Origin of the sequence: Micromonospora luteifusca, from assembly GCF_016907275.1 — a bacterium.
Taxonomy (GTDB): Bacteria; Actinomycetota; Actinomycetes; order Mycobacteriales; family Micromonosporaceae; genus Micromonospora; species Micromonospora luteifusca.
The window spans coordinates 2,749,550-2,768,219 of record NZ_JAFBBP010000001.1 but is presented as its reverse complement, the minus strand read 5'-3'; the positions used below and the strand labels follow the sequence as shown (position 1 = coordinate 2,768,219).

The window sequence follows — 18,670 nt, the reverse complement described above, 5'->3', positions numbered from 1 at the left end:
ATCATGGTCGTGCTGATTACGATCCGGGCATGGCGGAGCCGTGGCGGGACCGGGCGCGACGGGCGGTCGAGTGGAACTGGCGGCTGCGGTCCGTCGGTGATCCGCGCCCGCACTACGTGATCTGTGGGAAGGACGCGCTCGCCTACTACGTGGCCCGGGCGATGCTCGAATCCGAACTGCCGGCGGGTGGGGCCCGGGTGACAGTCGTGGTGCCGGAGCGTTACCGCAGCAACGGCCCGGACGTGGCGGGGCTGCGCGGTGTTCGGGTGGTCCGCTCGGATCGGCTGGACGTGGCCACCTTCGAGGCCGCCGGCCTGGCCGGGGCGACCGGGCTGGCCCTGCTGCACCAGGACGACGTCGGCAACCTGCACGCGGCGCTCTGCGCGCAGGCCGTGGATCAGCGGGTCCGTCAGGTGCTGCGGATGTTCAACGGCACCCTCGCCGACGGCGTGCGCAAGCTGCTCAAGGCGCCGGTCGAGGTGCTCTCCGACGCCGAGATGGCCGCGCCGGCCTTCGTGGCCGCCGCGCTCGGCGAGGTCGACCCGAGTTCCTTCCAGCATCGGGACAAGACGCTGCGGGTGGCGCGGCGGGTCGACGTCCGCCCGCAGGACGTGGTCTGCGCCCTGGCCCACCTCACCGAGGCGCAGGGGGTGGAGCTGCTTCCGGCCGAGCAGGCTGGCGCGGACCTGGTGCTGGCCGAGGCGACCGGGCAGCCGCCGGGCACCGAGGTCGCCGCCCGTCGGTTGGTCCGGGCCCGCCGGCGACGTCGCCCGGTCACGGTGCTGCTGGGAGCGGTACGCGGCTTCGCGACCCGCAAGATCGGCGTCGCGGTGATGCTGGTGCTCGCGGTGATCGCGGTGTTGGGGGCGCTGATCTCCCGCACCGAGAGCGCCTCCCCACTGGAAGCCCTGTACCTGACGCTGGTCACCACGCTCAGCGGCGCCGACCCGGACACCACCAAGCCAGCCGGCGCCCAGATCATGCAGGTGGTGCTCAACCTGGCCGGGTTGGCGCTGATTCCGCTGATCACCGCCGTCGTGGTGGACGGCATCGTCAACGCACGACTGGCCCTGCACACCGGCCAGTTGCAACCCGCGCGGGTCGGGCACGTCGTGCTGATCGGCCTGGGCAACGTCGGCACCCGCGTCATGGCGCAGCTGCGCGAGTACGACGTCGAGGTGGTGGCGATCGACAAGGATCCGGAGCCGCGCGGCGGTGCCCTCGCCCGTCAGTTGGAGGTGCCGGTGATCGTCGGCGACGCCGCGCTGTCCGAGACGCTTGTCGCCGCGTCGGTGGCCGACTGCCAGGCGCTGGTGGTGGCATCCACCGACGACGTGGCCAACCTGGAGGCGGCGCTCGCCGCCCGTGACCTCAACCCCGACCTGCGGGTGGTGCTGCGGCTCTTCGACGGTGACCTCGCTGAACGGGTGGAGGAGACCTTCGCCCTCGGGGTGTCCCGGTCGGTCTCCTACCTGGCCGCCCCGGCCTTCATCGGCGCGCTCACCGAACGCGCGGTGATCACCACCATTCCGGTCGACCGGCACGCGCTGCCGGTCGCCGAGGTGCCGGTGGCCGCCGGCTCCGAGCTGGACGGCCGACCGCTGGAGGTGGTCAACCGGGACGGGCAGGTCCGGCTGATCGCCCGTACCCCGGCCGGCGGCGCCAAGACGATCTGGTGGAAGGATCTCGACCCCCGACAGGTGATCTTCCCCGGTGACCGGCTGACCGTGGTCGCCCGGCGGCGCGGGTTGGACTGGCTGACGCGGCAGTGCGCCCCGCCGGCCCGACCGGGCCCAGTCCCCCAGCCGGCCGGGGCGGTCCACAGCGGGGTGCACATCCCGACGGTGGTGCCCTCCTCGGTGCCGGGCCCGACTGACTCCAGGGTCGCCGCGGCTGCGCCCGGCGCGGCGCATCCCGTTCCCCCCACCGAGGGCGCTTCTTCGACGACCACAGGCGGCCCACCTGACGAATTCGAGCTGACGCGTCGGCATGACGGGACCGGCAAGGTGAGCTGACGCCACCCGGCACAGCCGGTGAAGATCAGCAACGCCGGCGGATCGGTGAGCAGGAACCGGCCGGCACTGAGCGACAATCCATGTCATGCGTTTCCGCATCCTGGGGCCGACCCAGGTGTTGCTGGCCGACGGGCGTGAGGTCCCCGTGGGCGGTCCGCGGCTGCGCGCGCTGCTGGCGCTCCTGCTGATCGACGCGGGTCGGGTGGTCTCCGCCGAGCGGCTGATCGATGGTCTGTACGGGGAGCATCCGCCGCGGGGCGCGGCAAACGCGCTCCAGTCCCAGGTGTCGCGGCTGCGCCAGGCGCTGCCCGCCGAGCACAACCCGGTCGAGTTCCACCCGGCCGGTTATCGCCTCGCTGTGGATCCCGACGACGTCGACGCGTACCGGTTTGAACGGCTCGCCGAGGCGGGACGCCGGGCGCTCGTCGATGGAGACTGGACCCGGGCGGCGGCGGTGTTGCGCGAGGCGCTGGAGTTGTGGCGTGGTCCTGCCCTGGCCGACGCCCTCGGCGCAGCCGATGCGCTCGCGCAGGCGGCCCGGCTGGACGAACTGCGGCTGGCCGCCATCGCGGATCGGGTCGAGGCGGACCTGGCGTTGGGCGCACACGGCGCGCTGATCGCGGAGCTACGGGAGTTGGTCGCCGCGCATCCGTTGCGGGAGCGCTTGCGCGGCCAGCTCATGCGCGCCCTGGCCGCCCTGGGGCGGTCGGCGGAGGCGCTGGCCGAGTTCGAGGACGCCCGGCACACGTTGGCCGAGCAACTCGGCGTTGATCCATCGGCGGAGCTGGCCGCGATTCACCTGGCGGTGCTGCGTGGTGAGGAACGCGGGTCGGCCGAACCGGCGCTGCCGAGTCAACTCACCACGTTCGTCGGGCGCGAGGAGGAGCTCAAGCGTGTCGGCGACCTGCTCGGCGAGCGCCGGCTCGTCACCCTCACCGGCCCCGGAGGTGCGGGTAAGACCCGCCTGGCGATCGAGGCTGCCGGCCACGTCGACGGGGAGGTTCGTTTCGTCGAGCTGGCGGGGCTGGCCGACGGATCGGACGTACCGCAGGCGGTGCTGAGCGCGCTCGGGCTGCGCGACGCGGGCCTGCGCGCCCCGGCCGAGCCGGGCCGGCTGACCACCGACCGGTTGGTCGAGGCGCTCGCCGAGCGGCGACTGCTGCTGGTGCTCGACAACTGCGAGCACGTCCTCGTCGACGCGGCCCGGCTGGCTGCCCGGTTGCTGAGCGCGTGCCCGGCATTGCGCGTCCTGGCCACGAGTCGGGAGCCGCTCGGGTTGGCCGGTGAGGCGTTGTGCCCGCTGTCCGGGCTCACCCTGCCGCCGCTCGGCGCGTCCGCGCTGGACACCGACGAGTACGCGGCGGTCGGGCTCTTCGCCCAGCGGGCCGTCGACGTGGCGCCCGACTTCACCGTCACGCCGAGCAACGTCGAGATGGTGCTGCGGATCTGCCGCAGCCTCGACGGCCTGCCGTTGGCGATCGAGTTGGCCGCCGCGCGACTGCGGGCGCTGTCCGTCGCCGAGGTGGCCGCCCGTCTCGACGACCGGTTCCGGCTGCTGTCCACGGGCAGTCGGGCCGTGTCGCCGCGACACCGCACCCTCCGGGCCGTGGTCGAGTGGAGCTGGGATCTGCTCGACGACGCCGAACGGAGAGTGGCCCGACGGCTGACCGTCTTCGCCGGTGGGGCCACGCTGGAGGCGGCCGGGCGGGTCTGCGGCCTGCCCGCCTCCGAGTTCGTCGACGCGCTCACCGGTCTGGTCGACAAGTCCTTCGTGGAGATGACCGGTGGCCGGTACCGGATGCTCGAAACGGTGCGGGCCTTCTGCGCCGAGCGTCTCGCCGAGGCCGACGAGGCCGACCGGCTACGTCGCGCGCACACCGAGTACTTCCTGGAGTTCGCCTGGACCGCCAGCGACCACCTCCGACGCGCCGAACAGCTGCACTGGTTGCGGCTGCTCGACGCGGAGCGGGACAACCTGCACGCGGCGTTGCGCCGAGCCACGGCCGCCGGTGACGCGTCCGATGCGGCTGGGCTGGTGGCGGCCCTGTCGTTCTACTGGTGGCTGCGCGGTATGCGCGGGGAAGGTGCCCGGCTGGCCGCCGACGTCCTCGAACTACTCGGCCCCGAAGCACCGCCGGGGCTGACCGAGGAATTCGCCCTCTGCGTCTACAACGCCTCGCTCGCTGGCTCCGGTCCGCTGCCCTCTCTCGGAACGCAACGGTCCGTGATCCGTAGCCTCGACCGGCCGCCTCGACAACCGTTCCTGCTGTATCTGTCGGGGATCTCGACCGGGCCACCGTCCGGCGGCGCCGAGCACGTCGACGAACTGATGCGGGAGTTGCGGCGGCTGGTCGGCCCGGACGTGTGGATCAACGCGCTCGGCGCGATGGGGAGCGGCTCGGCGTTGATGTGGGGCGGCCAGTGGGACCAGGCCAGGGCGGCGCTGGCCTCCGGACTCGAGGGCTTCCGGAGTGCCGGGGACCGGTGGGGTTGCATGATCACCCTCGGTGCACTGGGCGAACTGGCTGCCTGGCAGGGCGACCCGGAGACGGCGGGCACCCACATGGATGAGGCCATGGGATTGGTCGAGGCGCTCGGCTCGGCCGTCGACCAGGCCGACATGCTGCGTACCCGGGGCGAGATAAGGCTGCGCGCCGGTGACCTCGCGGCGGCGCACGACGACTTCGCCGGTGCGCTGCTCCTCGCGCAGCGCAGCGGCGCGCCCGAGTTCGTGGCCAGCGCCCGGCTCGGTCTCGCCCAGGTGGCCCGGCTGCGCGGGGACCTGGCCGCCGCGAGACGGTTCTGCGAGGAGGCGTTGGCCGGCGGGCTCACCGGCTGGTACGTCGGTGAGGCCGCCCGCGCGGAGATCCTTCTCGCACTTGAGGAGATCACCGAGGCGGAGAAGGCCGGTGCGCCGCCGTCAGCGGACGGTGCGTGATCCGTCAGCGTCGCACCGCACCGTGGGGGCATGACGACATTCGAGGTGGTCGCCGAGGGTCTGGGCAAGCGGTACGGCCCGACCCGCGCGCTGGAGGCATTTGACCTGGCCGTGCCGACCGGCACGGTCCACGGATTGCTGGGACCGAACGGCGCGGGCAAGACGACGGCCGTACGGATCCTCACCACGCTGCTGCGCTTCGACACGGGAAGGGCCACGGTGGCCGGGTACGACGTGCTGCGCCAGCCGGACGAGGTGCGCGCCCGGATCGGGCTGACCGGGCAGTACGCAGCGGTCGACGAGATCCTCAGCGGCCGGCAGAACCTGGAGTTGTTCGGCCGACTGTTCCGGCTCGATCGACGGGAGGCCCGTCGACGCGCTGGCGACCTGCTGGAACGGTTCGGGCTCGACGAGGCGGCGAGCCGGTCCGCCGGTGAGTACTCGGGTGGGATGCGCCGACGACTGGACCTCGCCGCCAGCCTGATCCGTACGCCGCGCGTGCTCTTCCTGGACGAGCCGACGACCGGCCTGGACCCGCGCAGCCGCAACCAGGTGTGGGACCTGGTCCGTGGTCTCGTCGCGGACGGGACCACGGTGCTGCTCACCACGCAGTACCTGGAGGAGGCCGATCAGCTCGCCGACCGGATCTCGGTGATCGACGCCGGCCGGGTGGTGGCCGAGGGCACGCCGGACGAGCTGAAGTCGATGACCGGTGGCGACCGGATCGAGGTGGTGGTACGCGACGCGGCCGAGCTGAGCCGCGCTGCCCGCCTCGTCGCGCCGATCTGCGGCGCGGAGCCCGAACTCGACCCGGAGCTCCGCCGGCTCAGCGTGCCGGTGGTCGATCGCGTCGCTGGCCTGGTCGACGTGGTACGCGCGCTGGACGACGCCGGGATCGCGGTCGAGGACATCGGTCTGCGGCGCGCAACGTTGGACGAGGCGTTTCTGCACCTGACCGGACACCGGCCGGACGAGGCCCGCGAGCCCGTCGCCGCGGGACGAAAGGCGGACGTGGCATGACCGCTGTGATCGCTGACGGCTGGACGATGACCAGGCGGAACATGACCCACGTGGTACGCGCGCCGGAGGAGCTGATCCTCTACTTCTCACTGCCGATCATGTTCGTGCTGGTCTTCGGGTACGTGTTCGGCAGCGGTATGCAGGTGTCCGGTGGCGGCAGCTACCGCGAGTTCCTGCTGCCGGGGGTGTTCGTGATGACGATGCTGTACGGGCTGGGGGCCACCGCGACCGGCGTGGCGCTGGACCTCAGCCGGGGCGTGGTCGACCGGTTCCGGTCGATGCCGATGGCACGGTCCGCCCTGATGACCGGTCGCAGTGCCGCCGACCTGCTGCGTGCCCTGCTGGAGATGTCCACCCTCTTGATCTGTGGCCTGCTCGTCGGGTGGCAGTGGCGACAGGGTGTCGGCAAGGCGTTGCTCGCCGTCGGTCTCCTCCTGCTGCTGCGAATCGCGATCACCTGGGTCGGGATCTACCTGGCGTTACTGGTCCGCAACCCGGACACGGTCGGTGTGATCGTCTTTCCGGCGGCGTTCCCGTTCACCGCGATCTCCAATGTCTTCGTGTCGCCCGAGCTGATGCCGTCGGTCATCGGGACGATCTCGGAGTGGAATCCGTTGTCGGCCACCGTCGCGGCGATCCGCGAACTGTTCGGCAATCCGGGCCTCGGTGGCACCTCCTGGCCGGCGGAGCACGCGATGCTGTTGGCGGTCCTGTGGCCGGTGCTGCTGATCGCGACGTTCGCCCCGTTGGCGGTGCGCCGCTACCGGCGGCTGAGTCGCTGACTCCGGCCGCCTGCCAGGGTCAGTGGCGAGCCCGCAGGGCGTAGAAGGCGGCACCGACGGCGAGCACACCGAAGCCGGCGAGAACGCTGCCCAGCGGCAGGTTGACCGCCAGTAGCAGGCAGCCGACCAGCCCCAGACCGGCGAGCACCCGGACCGGCAACCGCCGGTCCGGGTCTCGGCCCAGGGTGAGCGCCGCCGCGTTGGTGATCGCGTAGTAGACGAGCACCGTGCAGCTGGAGAAGCCGATCGCGTCGCGTACGTCGCCGAGCAGCACCACCACGATCACCACGGCGGCGACCGCCACTTCGGCGCGGTGCGGCACCTGGTGCACGGGGTGCACGACGGCCAGCGCGCTGGGCAGATCACGGCGGCGGGCCATCGCGAGGGTGGTCCGGCCGACCCCGGCGACCAGGGACAGCAGCACCCCGACGACCGCGATGGTGGCACCGGCGCGGACCACCCACGCCAGGCCGGGGAGCCCGGCGGCGGTCACCACGTCGACCAGGGGCGCGGCGGAGTCGGCCAGCCGGTCGGCACCGAGCACGCCGAGGGCGACCACGGCCAGCACCAGATAGATCACGAGCACCACCCCGAGCGCCAGCGGCACCGCACGCGGGATGGTCCGCTGCGGGTCGCGGACCTCCTCGCCGAGCGTGGCGATCCGGGCGTACCCGGCGAAGGCGAAGAACAGCAACCCGGCAGCGGTGAGCACGCCCCGCGCCGAACCGCCGGGTGCGCCGAGCCGGTCCAGGTGCACCGGCCCGCCCACCACGCCGACAACCGTGACGAGGACGAGGACCGCGAGCACCAGCGCGACCAACGCCCTGGTCACGGTGGCGGTCTTGCCGATGCCGCGCAGGTTCACCGCGGTCACCGCGAGCACCGCGCCGGCGGCGAGCAGCCGGGCCTGGCCCGGCCAGAGGTACGCCCCGATGGTCAACGCCATCGCCGCGCAGCTCGCCGTCTTCCCGACCACGAAGCCCCAGCCGGCCAGGAACCCGGCGAACGGCCCGAGGCGCTCCCGGCCGTAGACGTAGGTGCCGCCGGACTCCGGGTAACGGGCCGCGAGCCGCGCCGAGCTGGTCGCGTTGCAGAAGGCGACGAAGCCGGCCAGCACCAGCGCGGGCAGCAGGCCGGCGCCGCCGGCCGCCGCCACCGCCGGGCCGAAGACCACGAAGACGCCCGCGCCGAGCATCGAGCCCAACCCGATGACAACCGCATCGGGTACGCCCAGCCGCCGCGCCAGTTGATTCACGGACTGAAACCCTAGGGGTACGAGGTGAACGGCCGGTCCCAATCGCGTAGCCGTCGGGGGAGCGGGATGTCGTCCCAGGGCACCCGGTGCAGCAGCCGGTCCAGGAAGACCCCGAGCAGCAGGGCCGCCACGCCGTCGGTGAGCCAGTGGAAGTTCAGGTAGGTCGTGGTGACGAGCAGGATCGCCGGCGGAGCGAATCGGATCAGTCGGTGCACGTTCGGGTGCAGTCGCCCCGCCGTCAGCGCGGTCAGCAGGACGGCCATCACCCCGTACCAAACGATCGCGTTGGCGACATGCCCGGACGGGTAGGACAGGTCGTACTCGGTGGGCGGCAGGTTGTTGAAGATCCGAACCGACTGGGTCGGCGGCAGGTCGGAGCTGGGCGCGGCCCGGTCGGTCAGGACCTTGAGCGGCCCGACCGTCAGATAAAGGAGGACGAACGCCCCCGCCAGCAGCAGCAGTGGCCGGACGGTGCGGCTCCGCCAGGCCACCGCGACGGCGAGCGCCCCGGCGAGCGGCATCAGCAGCCAACCACCCTGCCCGAGGAAGTTGAACACCCGGGCCGTCCAGTAGATCGGCGCTGGGTGATGGGCGTAGGCCCACTCCCGGACCGCGAGGTCCAGACCGAGCAACGCACCCCCGGCGAGGGCGAGGGTCAACGCGCCGAACCCGACCAGCAGGAGCGCGTCGAACCACCAGCCGGCCGGGCGGACGGGCCGTAGCCGCAGGTCACGTCGTACCGCTGTGGGTTTGAGCACGCGACCACGCTACCGGCCCGGCGCGAGGCCGGGGTGTGCGGCGCTGTGGGCCCAACCACGATCAGGGGCGGATACGGGGGACGACCAGTCATGCTTGTGCCCGTGCGGATCACGTCTGCCCTCGTGGACCCGGCGCTGCTCGACCTTCCCTGGTCGACACCGCTGGAGGAGTGGCCTGCCCAACATCTGGTGGCGTTGCCGCAGGGCATCTCCCGGCACATCGTCCGGTTCGTCCGGTTGGGCGACTACGTGTACGCGTTCAAGGAGACCCGCGAGCGGATCGCCGAGCGCGAGTACGACCTGCTCCGGGCCCTGGAACGGATCGACTTTCCGTCGGTCGAGGCGGTGGCGGTCGTCGCCGACCGGCAGACCGAGGACGGGGAGCCCCTCGAATCGGTGCTGATCACGCGGCACCTGCAGTTCTCGCTGCCGTACCGGGCGCTCTTCTCGCACACCCTGCGTCCGGAGACGATGAGCCGGCTGCTCGACGCGCTCGCCGCCCTGATCGTGCGGATGCACCTGACCGGCTTCTTCTGGGGCGACTGCTCGCTGTCGAACACCCTGTTCCGGCGGGACGCGGGTGCCTTCGCCGCCTACCTGGTGGACGCGGAGACGGGCGCGCTGCACAACTCACTCTCCAATGGGCAGCGCGGTGAGGACCTGGAGATCGCCCGGGTGAACATCTTCGGCGAGGCGCTGGACCTGCAGGCCGCCGGCCTGCTGCACGAGTCCATCGACCCGGAGGTGGTCTGCGAGGAGGTCGTGCAGCGCTACGAGCGGCTCTGGCACGAGATCACCTACGAGCAGGCCGTCGAGAGGGAGGCCCGGCACGACATCGAGGGCCGGATCCGCCGCCTCAACGAACTGGGCTTCGACGTGGCCGAGGTTGCCATGTCATCGATCGACGATGGGCGTTACCTGGTTCGGCCGAAGGTGGTCGACGCCGGGTACCACACCCGGCGGCTGCTGCGGCTTACCGGGTTGGACGCTGAGGAGAACCAGGCCCGCAAGTTGCTCAACGACCTGGACGCCTACCGGGCGGAAAGTGACCTGGTCGACGAGCAGCAGGCCGCGCACCGCTGGCTCACCGAGGTCTTCGAGCCGGTGGTCCGGGCCGTTCCCGCGCACCTTCGTCAGAAGCTGGAGCCGCAGGAGCTGTTCGCGCAGATCATCGAGCACAAGTGGCTGCTCTCCGAGCAGGCCGGCCGGGACGTCGGGATGCGCCACGCGGTCCAGTCGTACCTGGTCGACGTGCTCGTGCACCGCCCCGACGAGCAGGCTGTGCTCGGTGTGGAAGTCCCCACCCTCAGCTGACCTTCCGCCCCACCGAACGGCCTGACCTGCGTTCTCACGAGGCGCGCTGGAGATGGCAGGTCGTTGTTGGCGCCCTGTAGAGCTGCCCCAGATGTGGGGCAGCCCCGCCTGCCACCTTGTGTGCCGACTTCTGAACCGCGTCGCCGCGTCGCCCCGCGTCGCCCGCGTCGCCCCGCGTCGCCCCGCGTCGCCCCGCGTCGCCCCGCGTCGCCCCGCGTCGCCCCGCGTCGCCCCGCGTCGCCCCGCGTCGCCCCGCGTCGCCGCGTCGCCCCGCGTCGCCCCGCGTCGCCCCGCGTCGCCCCGCGTCGCCCCGCGTCGCCCCGCGTCGCCCCGCGTCGCCCCGCGTCGCCCCGCGTCGCCCCGCGTCGCCCCGCGTCGCCCCGCGTCGCCCCGCGTCGCCCCGCGTCGCCCCGCGTCGCCCCGCGTCGCCCCGCGCGCCGCGACGACGAGCCCTGTGTGGCCATCGACCGTGCGCAGCCCGACTTGCCTGCCCCAAATCTGGGGCAGGTCTACAGGCTGCGCGGCAGGCTCGGCTGCTGGCTGCTGGCTGCTGGCTGCTGGCTGCTGGGCGCGGGGGTGCGGCAGGCTCGGCTGCGGGGCGGGGCGGGGCGGGGCGCGGGTCGTCGCGGGTCGTCGCGGGGCGGGGCAGGCTCGGGCGTGCGGCAAGGTCGGGCGCGGGCAGGCTTGGGGCGCAGGGTCGGGGGCGCGGGGCAGGCGCGGCCGGGCCGGCTTCACTCCCTCCAGGAGCCGTTGCGGAGGACCCGGACCACGTTCAGGTCGGCGTCGAGCACCACCAGGTCGGCGCGGAGGCCCACCTGGAGGGAACCCACCCGGTTGCCCAGGCCGATGGCCCGCGCCGGGGTGGTGGCCACCATCCGCGCCGCGTCGGCGATCGGGATCCCGACACCGACGGCGTGCCGCAGCGCGGCGTCCATGGTCAGCGTGCTGCCGGCGATCGCGCCGTCGCGGGCGAGCCGGGCCACCCCGTCGGTCACGGTGACGGCCTGGCCGCCCAACTCGTACTCGCCGTCGGCCATGCCCGCGGCGGCCATCGCGTCGGTGATCAGCGCCGCGCGGTCCGGGCCCGCGGTCGCGGCGACGAAGGTCAGCATGCCGTCGTGCAGGTGCACCCCGTCGGCGACCAACTCGCAGATCACGGTCGGCGCGTCGAGCAGAGCCACCACCGGGCCCGGCTCGCGGTGGTGCACAGGCCGCATGCCGTTGAACAGGTGAGTGCCGACACTGGCGCCGGCGGCGACCGCGGCGCGGGTCTGCTCGTACGTCGCGTCGGTGTGGCCCACCGCAGCCACCACCCGCTGCGCGGTGAGCAGCTTGATCGCCTCCAGTGCGCCGTCGCGCTCCGGAGCGAGGGTGACCATCCGGATCGCGCCCCGACCCAGCTCGATCAGCTCGGAAAGCTCGTCGGTCGACGGGTCGCGCAGGTACTCCGGGTTCTGCGCCCCACACCGGGCAGCGGAAAGGTAGGGCCCTTCGAAGTGGACTCCCGCCAGCACACCCTCGTCGACCAGCGGGGCGAACGCCTCGGTGGCCGCGCGCATCAGCGGGAAGGGCGCGCTGACCAGGCTGGCCAGCAGGGTGGTCGTGCCGTGCGCGAGGTGGAAGTCGGCCGCCGCCCGGGCTTCGTCGGCGTCCCCGGTGGTGAAGGTGTGCCCACCACCACCGTGTGTGTGCATGTCGACGAAGCCGGGCAGGATCCAGTGCCCGTCGCGGACCGACGGGTACTCGGCGACCGCGGTGATGCGGTCCCCGTCCCACTCGACGCAGCCCTGTCGGATGACACCGTTCGGGGTCACCACTCGGCCGTTCACCCGCGCGGTCATCGTTTCTCCTGAAGGTCACGGACGCGTACCGCGTCCAGGGCGAGCAGGGCGGCGCCGAGGCATCCGGCCTCGTCGCCGAGGGCCGCCGCGACCAGCTGCGGCTCCCGGTGGAAGGTCATCCGTTCGTGCAGTGCTGCCCGCAGTGGGATCAGCAGCCGGTCCCCGGCCTGGGCCAGGCCGCCACCGAGCACGATCGTCGCCACGTCGAACAGCGCCTGCCCGGTGGCGAGGCCGTCGGCGAGGGCCTCGACCGCCTCCTGCCAAACCTGGTTGGCGAGCGCCTCGCCGGCCGCGGCCCGCTCGGCCACCTCGGCCGCTGTCACCGGAGGGTCGGCTGTCACGCCGGAAAGTTCGGCGTAGCGGCGGCCGATCGCGGCGGCCGAGGCGACCGCCTCCAGGCAGCCGGGTCGACCGCACCCGCAGCGCGGGCCGTCGGGCCGCACCAGGATGTGGCCGATCTCCCCGGCGGCGCCGTGGGCACCCACGGCGGCCGTGCCGTCGACGACGTGCGCGGCGGCGATGCCGGTGCCGATCGCCACGAACAACACGTGCCCGGCGCCGCGGCCGGCGCCGAGACGGGCCTCGGCCAGACCACCCACGCGCACGTCGTGGCCGATCGCCGTCGGCAGACCGAGCCGCGTCACCGCCAGGTCCCGCAGGGGTACGTCCCGGAAGCCCACGTTCGCCGACCAGACCGCCACTCCGCGCGCCTCGTCCACCACCCCGGGCACGGCGATGCCGAGGGCGATCGGGGTGAGCCCGTCGGCGCGGGCCTTCGCGGCCAGCCCGCCGGCCACATCCAGGATCGTGTTGACCACCGCGGCCGGGCCGCGCGTGGCGTCGGTGGGGTGCCGCTCGGTGCGTACCGCGACGCCGTCCGGCCGGACCAGGGCGCACTTCATGCCGGTGCCGCCGACGTCCAGCGCAACGACCACGCGCTCGGTGCCCGTGGCGTCGCCGCCGGTCACGTCAACACCACGGACCGGGACAGGTGTCGAGGGGCGTCCGGGTCGAGACCCCGGCTGGTCGCCAGCGAGACCGCGAAACGTTGAGCCAGGATCAGGTCGGCCATCGGGTCGACCGGGGTACGACCGGCGGACCAGCTGCCCAACACCGTGCGCCACCCGTGCGTGCGGCTGTGCACGAAGGCCGCGCCGGTGGCGGCCACATCCTCGGGTAGCCCGTCGGGCAGCTCCCCGAACGCCCAGACCAGCCGGCCGGGCGCGGCGACCGAGATGGGGCCGTGCCGGTAGTCCATCGCCGGGTAGGCCTCGGCCCAGAAGGTGGCCGCCTCGCGGCACTTCAACGCTGCCTCCTGCGCCAGCCCGACCGTCCACCCTCGACCCAGGAAGGTGGCCTGCTCGATGGTGGCCGGGTCGATCGGCAACGGGGACCGCACCGCAACCTCGGCGTCGGCGGCGAGCGCGGCCACCGGGTCGCCCAGGTGGGCCCGGAGCAGGGCCAGTGCGGTGGTCGCGAAGCGGGTCTGCACCACCGACCGCTCGTCGGCGAAGGGCATGGCCACCGTCGCGGTGGCCAACTCGACCACCGGGGACGCCGGGTCACCGACGATGACGGTGGTGGGTGTCCGGCCGCGCAGCGCGGCGAGCAGCTCCAGCACCTCGGTGGTGGTGCCGGAGCGGGTGATCGCGATCAACCGGTCGTAGCGGCGGCCGGCGGGGAACTCGGACGCCTGGAACGCGTCCGTCTCGCCCTGGCCGGCCTGCTCGCGGCGGGCCGCGTACGCCATCGCCATGAACCACGACGTGCCGCAACCGACGACGGCGACCCGCTCACCGGGGCGCGGCAGGTCACCCTGTACGACGCCGGCCAGTTCGGCCGCCTCCCGCCAGCAGTCGGGCTGGCTCGCGATCTCCGCGTCCACGTACGCCATGGAAAACTCCTCGCAGAAGCGACCGGTGCGCAATACGGCTCGTTAGACCCGCATTTCGCGCGTTATTCTGCGCGAATGCGGGTGGTCGTGGCAACCGACCAGCCGATCGCGCAGGTGAGTCTTTTGCGCCAGCCTAGTTTCGCGCACTACTGTGCACGCAATCAATCACCGTCCGTGCAGTCTCTGGGAGGGCCCCCGCGGTGGACCGGTACGCCAGATGGAACGCCCTGCTCGAGATGCTGACCGACAACGGCCGGGTCAGTGTCGAGACGGCAGCCGAGCGGCTGGACGTCTCCCAGGCCACCATCCGGCGCGACTTCGACCAGCTCGCCCAGCAGCAGATGATCACGAGGACGCGGGGTGGCGCGGTCGCGAACGGCGTCTCGTACGACCTGCCCCTGCGTTACAAGACGGCCAAGCACTCGGCGGAGAAGCAGCGGATCGGCGCGGCTGCGGCGGCGCTCGTCACGCCGGGCACCGTGGTCGGCCTCAACGGCGGCACCACCAGCACCGAGGTGGCGAGGGCGCTCGCCGTTCGACCGGATCTGAACACCAGTGCCGAGGGTGCCCAGCTCACCGTGGTGACCAACGCGCTGAACATCGCCAACGAGCTGCTGGTCCGGTCGCGGATGAAGGTCGTGGTGGCTGGCGGGGTGGTCCGCCCGAAGTCGTTCGAACTTGTCGGCCCGCTGGGTGGGGCGCTGCTGCGCGAGGTGACCCTGGACGTCGCGCTGCTCGGTGTGGACGCGATCGATCCGCAGCTCGGGGCCGCCGCCCACCACGAGGGGGAGGCCGCGATGAACAACCTGATGGTGGCCCGAGCCAAGCGCGTGGTGATCATCGCGGATTCGTCCAAGCTGGGGGGTCACGCCTTCGCCCGGATCTGCCCGGTCGAGCGCGTGGAGACGCTGGTGACCGACTCCGGCGCCGACCCGGACGTGGTGGACGCGTTCCGCGCTGCCGGTGTGCAGGTCATCTGCGCCTGAGCGGTCACGCTCCGTCGATGAAGTAACCCGTTCGGCGCGTCTATGCATACGGCGTATTGCGCGGGTCTGCATACCGCGTATGGTGTCGGCTGTCACGCCCACCCATCGGGGGAGGTGCAGCTTGCCAGCTGTCCTGGAGATCGAAGGTCTACGTAAGACGTACAAGAGTCGTCGACGCGGCACCCGCAACGCGCTCGACGGCTTCGACATGCGGGTCGACGCGGGGCAGGTGCACGGCTTCCTGGGCCCCAACGGGTCCGGCAAGACCACCACGCTGCGTACCCTGCTCGGCCTGATCCGGCCCGACGGCGGCCGGATGGCGCTGCTCGGGCACGAGGTCCCCGACGCGCTGCCCATGGTCGCCGGTCAGGTCGGCGCGATCGTGGAGAGCCCGCAGTTCTTCCCGCACTTCTCGGCGCGGGACACCCTGTCCCTGCTGGCCGGGGCGGGCGAGGTGCCGGCCATCCGGGTCGACGAGGTGCTGGAGCTCGTGGGGCTGCGCGACCGGTCCGGCGAGCGGGTCAGGACGTACTCGCTGGGCATGAAGCAGCGGCTCGCCGTTGCCTCGGCCCTGCTGAAGAACCCGAAGCTGCTCATCCTCGACGAGCCGGCCAATGGCCTCGACCCGGGCGGCATCCGGGAGATGCGCACGCTGATGCGTAATCTCGCCGAATCCGGGATGACCGTGGTGCTGTCCAGCCACATCCTCGGCGAGATCCAGCTGATCTGTGACTCGGTCACCATCATCTCGCTGGGCCGGCGGGTCGCCTTCGGCCCGGTCGACGAGGTGCTCGCGCAGCACTCGTCCGGTGCGGTACGCGTCCGACTGGAGGCGGTCACTGATCTGCCTGCGGCCACCGAGGCGCTCACCCGGGCAGGGATCCGGGTCACCGGCCACCCGGACCACCTGATGCTGGCCGGCGTCGACAAGCCGGCCTCGGTGACGCGACTGCTCGCCGAGCACAACCTCTACGTCAGTGAGTTGGCTCCGATCGCCGTCGATCTGGAGAGCGTCTTCCTCGAACTGACCGCCACCGCACCGGTCCCCGGTCAGAACCGGCAGGTCGACGAGTCAATGAAGGTCGGTGGGGCGGGTCAGCCCGGTGCCGCCGCAGGAGGGTGGGGCGCGTGAGCCTCTTTCGTACGGAGCTGCGCCGACTCACCAAGCGGCGCTTCACCCGCTACATGACGCTGCTCGGCCTGCTGGTGCTGGTCGCGATCGTGGTCGGGGTGTTCTTCACCAACCAGAAGATCGGTGCCGATCAACTCGCCCAGGCCGAACGTCAGGCCGAGCAGCAGTACCAGGAGCAGGTGCGCTGGAGCGATCAGGAACGCGCCGCGTGCGAGCAGGCCAAGGCGGCCGGCACGCCGACCGACGGCCGCTACCCCGACGACTGCTCGGTGATCTCGCCGCCGCCCCGGGACCAGATCGAGGCGAAGTGGTTCCTGCCCTCGACGTTCGACTTCCGAAAGACGTTCGACGAGACGCTGATCCCGTTCGCGGCGATCCTCGCCCTGGTCGGGTTCGTGGTCGGTGCGTCCTTCGTCGGTGCCGAGTGGAGCACCGGCGGCATGATGAACCTGCTGCTCTGGAGGCCGAAGCGGCTCACCGTGCTGCTCACCAAGCTGGCCGCCCTGCTCACCGGCATGCTGGCGGTGACACTGCCCGCCGCGGTGATCTGGTTCGCCGGGTTCTGGGCGGTCGCCTCGTTCCGGGGCAGCACCGAAAAGATGACCTCCGGGGTCTGGCAGTCGTTCGTCCTGACCGGAGTGCGCGGCGTGGTGCTGGTGCTGGTGCTCACCACCATCGGCTTCGCCCTCGCCTCGCTGGGTCGGCACACCGCCATGGCCCTCGGCGGCGTGGTGGCGGTGATGGTGGTCGGCCAGTTCGGCCTGGGCATCCTGCTGGCGATGGCCAACGTGCGGTGGGCCGAGGCCTGGCTGCTGCCCACGTACGCGCTGGCCTGGATGACGAAGACGGTCACCTTGCAGGACTACAACTCCTGCAACGCGACCTACTACGGGTCCTGCGAATCGGCGACCTTGGACATCACCTGGCAGCAGTCCTCCGTACTCTTCTCGGTCGGGTTGGTGGTGATCCTCGGGGCGGCGCTCTGGGTGATGCGTCGCCGCGACATCTCCTGACCACAGCACGGTGACGTGGCCGGCCCGGCCGTCGGGATTCCCGGCGGCTCAGGGCCGGCCGCGCCGCTTGCTGCGACCCTGGTCGACCCTGGTTAGGCTGAGCGCCATGCCCGCCGACACCACCCCGACCGCCCCCGAGCCGTCCACCGACGCTCACCCGGGCGTCACGGCGGTTGGTAGCGGGCCCAGCGTTCCGACGCCCCGGCCGGCGCCATCCGTCGAGAGCACCGACGATCTCGCGCCGGACGACGACGGTGTCCACGCCGAGCCCGCCCCGCCGGCTGCCGGGCTGACCGAGCGGGAACGGGCCATCCTCGCCTTCGAGCAGCAGTGGTGGCGGCACGCCGGCGCCAAGGAACAGGCCGTGCGGGACACCTTCGGGGTCTCCTCGACCCGGTACTACCAACTGCTCAACGGTCTGCTGGACAACCCCGCCGCGCTTGCCGCCGATCCCGTGCTGATCGGTCGGCTCCGTCGACTGCGTTCGTCGCGCGCCCGCAATCGCCGCCGCTGACCGTCATCCGTCCCCGTTTCGCGCTGGTGTGCCGATTCGGGCTGTTCCTCCCGCCGACGCCTGCCCTGCCGGTCTTCCTGACCTGGCCAGCCGGCATACCGCATGCCGGCTGGCCAGCCGGGTAGGCGGGTGGCGTTCCGAGGTCGCCAGACGACCGAGCACCCAGGAGGGGAGCGGAGCATGACGGCAGCGAACCAGAGCGGGCGTGGACAGCAGGCCCGGCAGGAGGCCTCCCGTGTAGGCCAGCAGGCCACGCAGGCCGGGGGGCAGGTCGCGCACACCGCGGCCGAGCAGGGCGGGCAGGTGGCCGCAGAGGCGCGGCGACAGGCACAGCAGTTGACCGGCCAGGCCAGCGGGCAGCTTCGGGACCAGGCGCAGACGCAGCAGCGGCGCGCCGCCGAGGGCCTACGCGACTTGGGTCGGAACCTGGGCTCGATGGCCGAACGGGACGGCGATTCCGGGCTGGCCGGTCACGCGGTACGCCGGGCGGCTGATGCCGCCCAGCAGGCCGCCGGCTGGCTCGACGAGCGCGAGCCCGGCGAGGTGCTCGACGAGGTACGCACGTACGCGCGGAGCCACCCCGGGACGTTCCTCGCGGGTGCCGCAGTGGCCGGGCTGCTGGTCGGGCGGCTCACCCGTGGCCTGACCGCACAAGCCTCCGGCAACGGTCAGGGTGGAAGCGCGTCCGGCGCTCCGCCGCCAGCGCAGGGCGCTCAGCAGCCGTACGTCGGGACGGCCCGGGCGCGGAACGTCTCGCCCGCCGGTCAACCGAACCTGGACCTGCCCGGCGGGGTGGCACCGTGAGCGCCCCGGAGAAGGAACGGACCCAGGCCTCGGTCGGCGATCTGCTGGGCGATGTGACCCGGGACGTGTCCACGCTGGTGCGCAAGGAGGTCGAGCTGGCCAAGGCCGAGCTCCGCGAGGAGGTCAGCCAGGCCGGTAAGGCGGGCGGCATGTTCGGCGGCGCCGGGCTGGCCGGGTTCCTGGCAGTGCTCTTCGTGTCGTACGCCCTGTGGTGGGGGCTGTCCAACACGATGGACCAGGGATGGGCGGCGCTGATCGTCGCGGTGCTCTGGGCCGTCGTGGCCGGTGGCCTCTTCATCAACGCCAAGACCCAGCTGAAACGGGCACGTGCGGTGCTGCCTCGGACGAAGCAGACCGCCCGGGAGATGCCGAACGCCCTGCGGGGTCGGTGAGCGAGTCGGGAG

General features: G+C 72.4%; 16 protein-coding genes. 11 read left to right on the top strand and 5 right to left on the bottom strand.

What is annotated here, in order from left to right:
- The first annotated feature begins 29 nt into the window (after positions 1-29).
- From JOD64_RS12330 to JOD64_RS12315, 4 genes are all read left to right on the top strand, one after another.
- Positions 30-2,015 carry a potassium channel family protein gene (locus JOD64_RS12330; RefSeq protein WP_239559489.1) on the top strand — a complete coding sequence of 662 codons (1,986 nt, stop codon included), beginning with the start codon at positions 30-32 and terminating at the stop codon, positions 2,013-2,015.
- 85 nt (positions 2,016-2,100) lie between these two features.
- The gene (locus tag JOD64_RS12325) at positions 2,101-4,953 is read left to right on the top strand and encodes an AfsR/SARP family transcriptional regulator (RefSeq protein ID WP_204942358.1); all 2,853 of its coding nucleotides are present in this window, start codon (positions 2,101-2,103) and stop codon (positions 4,951-4,953) included.
- A gap of 30 nt (positions 4,954-4,983) precedes the next feature.
- The gene (locus JOD64_RS12320) at positions 4,984-5,973 is read left to right on the top strand and encodes an ATP-binding cassette domain-containing protein (protein ID WP_204942357.1); all 990 of its coding nucleotides are present in this window, start codon (positions 4,984-4,986) and stop codon (positions 5,971-5,973) included.
- Positions 5,970-6,755 (top strand): ABC transporter permease, encoded by a 786-nt coding sequence (locus tag JOD64_RS12315; protein ID WP_204942356.1) that lies wholly within the window; start codon positions 5,970-5,972, stop codon positions 6,753-6,755. The genes JOD64_RS12320 and JOD64_RS12315 overlap by 4 nt, the downstream gene beginning before the upstream one ends.
- Before the next feature lie 19 nt (positions 6,756-6,774).
- Here JOD64_RS12315 and JOD64_RS12310 read toward each other — a convergent pair whose 3' ends face one another.
- Both JOD64_RS12310 and JOD64_RS12305 read right to left on the bottom strand, forming a co-directional pair.
- Complete coding sequence (locus JOD64_RS12310) at positions 6,775-8,010, bottom strand: APC family permease (RefSeq protein ID WP_204942355.1); 1,236 nt, start codon at positions 8,008-8,010, stop codon at positions 6,775-6,777.
- 11 nt (positions 8,011-8,021) lie between these two features.
- Positions 8,022-8,768: a phosphatase PAP2 family protein gene (locus JOD64_RS12305; RefSeq protein WP_307813350.1), complete on the bottom strand. Its 747-nt coding sequence runs from the start codon at positions 8,766-8,768 to the stop codon at positions 8,022-8,024.
- Positions 8,769-8,858: 90 nt separating this feature from the next.
- Between JOD64_RS12305 and JOD64_RS12300 the strand changes: the two genes are divergently transcribed.
- Positions 8,859-10,082, top strand: coding sequence for a DUF4032 domain-containing protein (locus JOD64_RS12300; protein ID WP_204942354.1), 1,224 nt, complete (start codon positions 8,859-8,861; stop codon positions 10,080-10,082).
- A gap of 731 nt (positions 10,083-10,813) precedes the next feature.
- On the opposite strand, the gene nagA is transcribed toward JOD64_RS12300, so the two are convergent.
- From nagA to JOD64_RS12285, 3 genes are read right to left on the bottom strand one after another with little or no spacing between them, the layout of a single operon-like run.
- Positions 10,814-11,923 carry an N-acetylglucosamine-6-phosphate deacetylase gene (nagA, locus tag JOD64_RS12295; protein WP_204942353.1) on the bottom strand — a complete coding sequence of 370 codons (1,110 nt, stop codon included), beginning with the start codon at positions 11,921-11,923 and terminating at the stop codon, positions 10,814-10,816.
- Positions 11,920-12,891 (bottom strand): ROK family protein, encoded by a 972-nt coding sequence (locus tag JOD64_RS12290; protein ID WP_204942352.1) that lies wholly within the window; start codon positions 12,889-12,891, stop codon positions 11,920-11,922. Before JOD64_RS12290 ends, nagA begins: the two co-directional genes overlap by 4 nt.
- Complete coding sequence (locus JOD64_RS12285) at positions 12,888-13,817, bottom strand: SIS domain-containing protein (RefSeq protein ID WP_204942351.1); 930 nt, start codon at positions 13,815-13,817, stop codon at positions 12,888-12,890. Before JOD64_RS12285 ends, JOD64_RS12290 begins: the two co-directional genes overlap by 4 nt.
- A gap of 200 nt (positions 13,818-14,017) precedes the next feature.
- Here JOD64_RS12285 and JOD64_RS12280 point away from each other — a divergent pair, with 200 nt between their 5' ends.
- The 6 genes from JOD64_RS12280 (at position 14,018) to JOD64_RS12255 (ending at position 18,658) form a co-directional block, all read left to right on the top strand.
- The gene (locus JOD64_RS12280) at positions 14,018-14,803 is read left to right on the top strand and encodes a DeoR/GlpR family DNA-binding transcription regulator (RefSeq protein ID WP_204942350.1); all 786 of its coding nucleotides are present in this window, start codon (positions 14,018-14,020) and stop codon (positions 14,801-14,803) included.
- Positions 14,804-14,924: 121 nt separating this feature from the next.
- Entirely contained in the window at positions 14,925-15,935 is a 1,011-nt protein-coding gene (locus JOD64_RS12275; RefSeq protein ID WP_275581438.1) for an ATP-binding cassette domain-containing protein, read from the top strand.
- Complete coding sequence (locus JOD64_RS12270) at positions 15,932-16,948, top strand: ABC transporter permease subunit (RefSeq protein ID WP_204942349.1); 1,017 nt, start codon at positions 15,932-15,934, stop codon at positions 16,946-16,948. The genes JOD64_RS12275 and JOD64_RS12270 overlap by 4 nt, the downstream gene beginning before the upstream one ends.
- A 106-nt stretch (positions 16,949-17,054) precedes the next feature.
- The gene (locus tag JOD64_RS12265) at positions 17,055-17,462 is read left to right on the top strand and encodes a DUF3263 domain-containing protein (protein WP_204942348.1); all 408 of its coding nucleotides are present in this window, start codon (positions 17,055-17,057) and stop codon (positions 17,460-17,462) included.
- A 180-nt stretch (positions 17,463-17,642) separates the two neighbouring features.
- Positions 17,643-18,266, top strand: coding sequence for a hypothetical protein (locus JOD64_RS12260; protein WP_204942347.1), 624 nt, complete (start codon positions 17,643-17,645; stop codon positions 18,264-18,266).
- Complete coding sequence (locus JOD64_RS12255; RefSeq protein WP_110563787.1) at positions 18,263-18,658, top strand: phage holin family protein; 396 nt, start codon at positions 18,263-18,265, stop codon at positions 18,656-18,658. The genes JOD64_RS12260 and JOD64_RS12255 overlap by 4 nt, the downstream gene beginning before the upstream one ends.
- Positions 18,659-18,670: the final 12 nt, after the last annotated feature.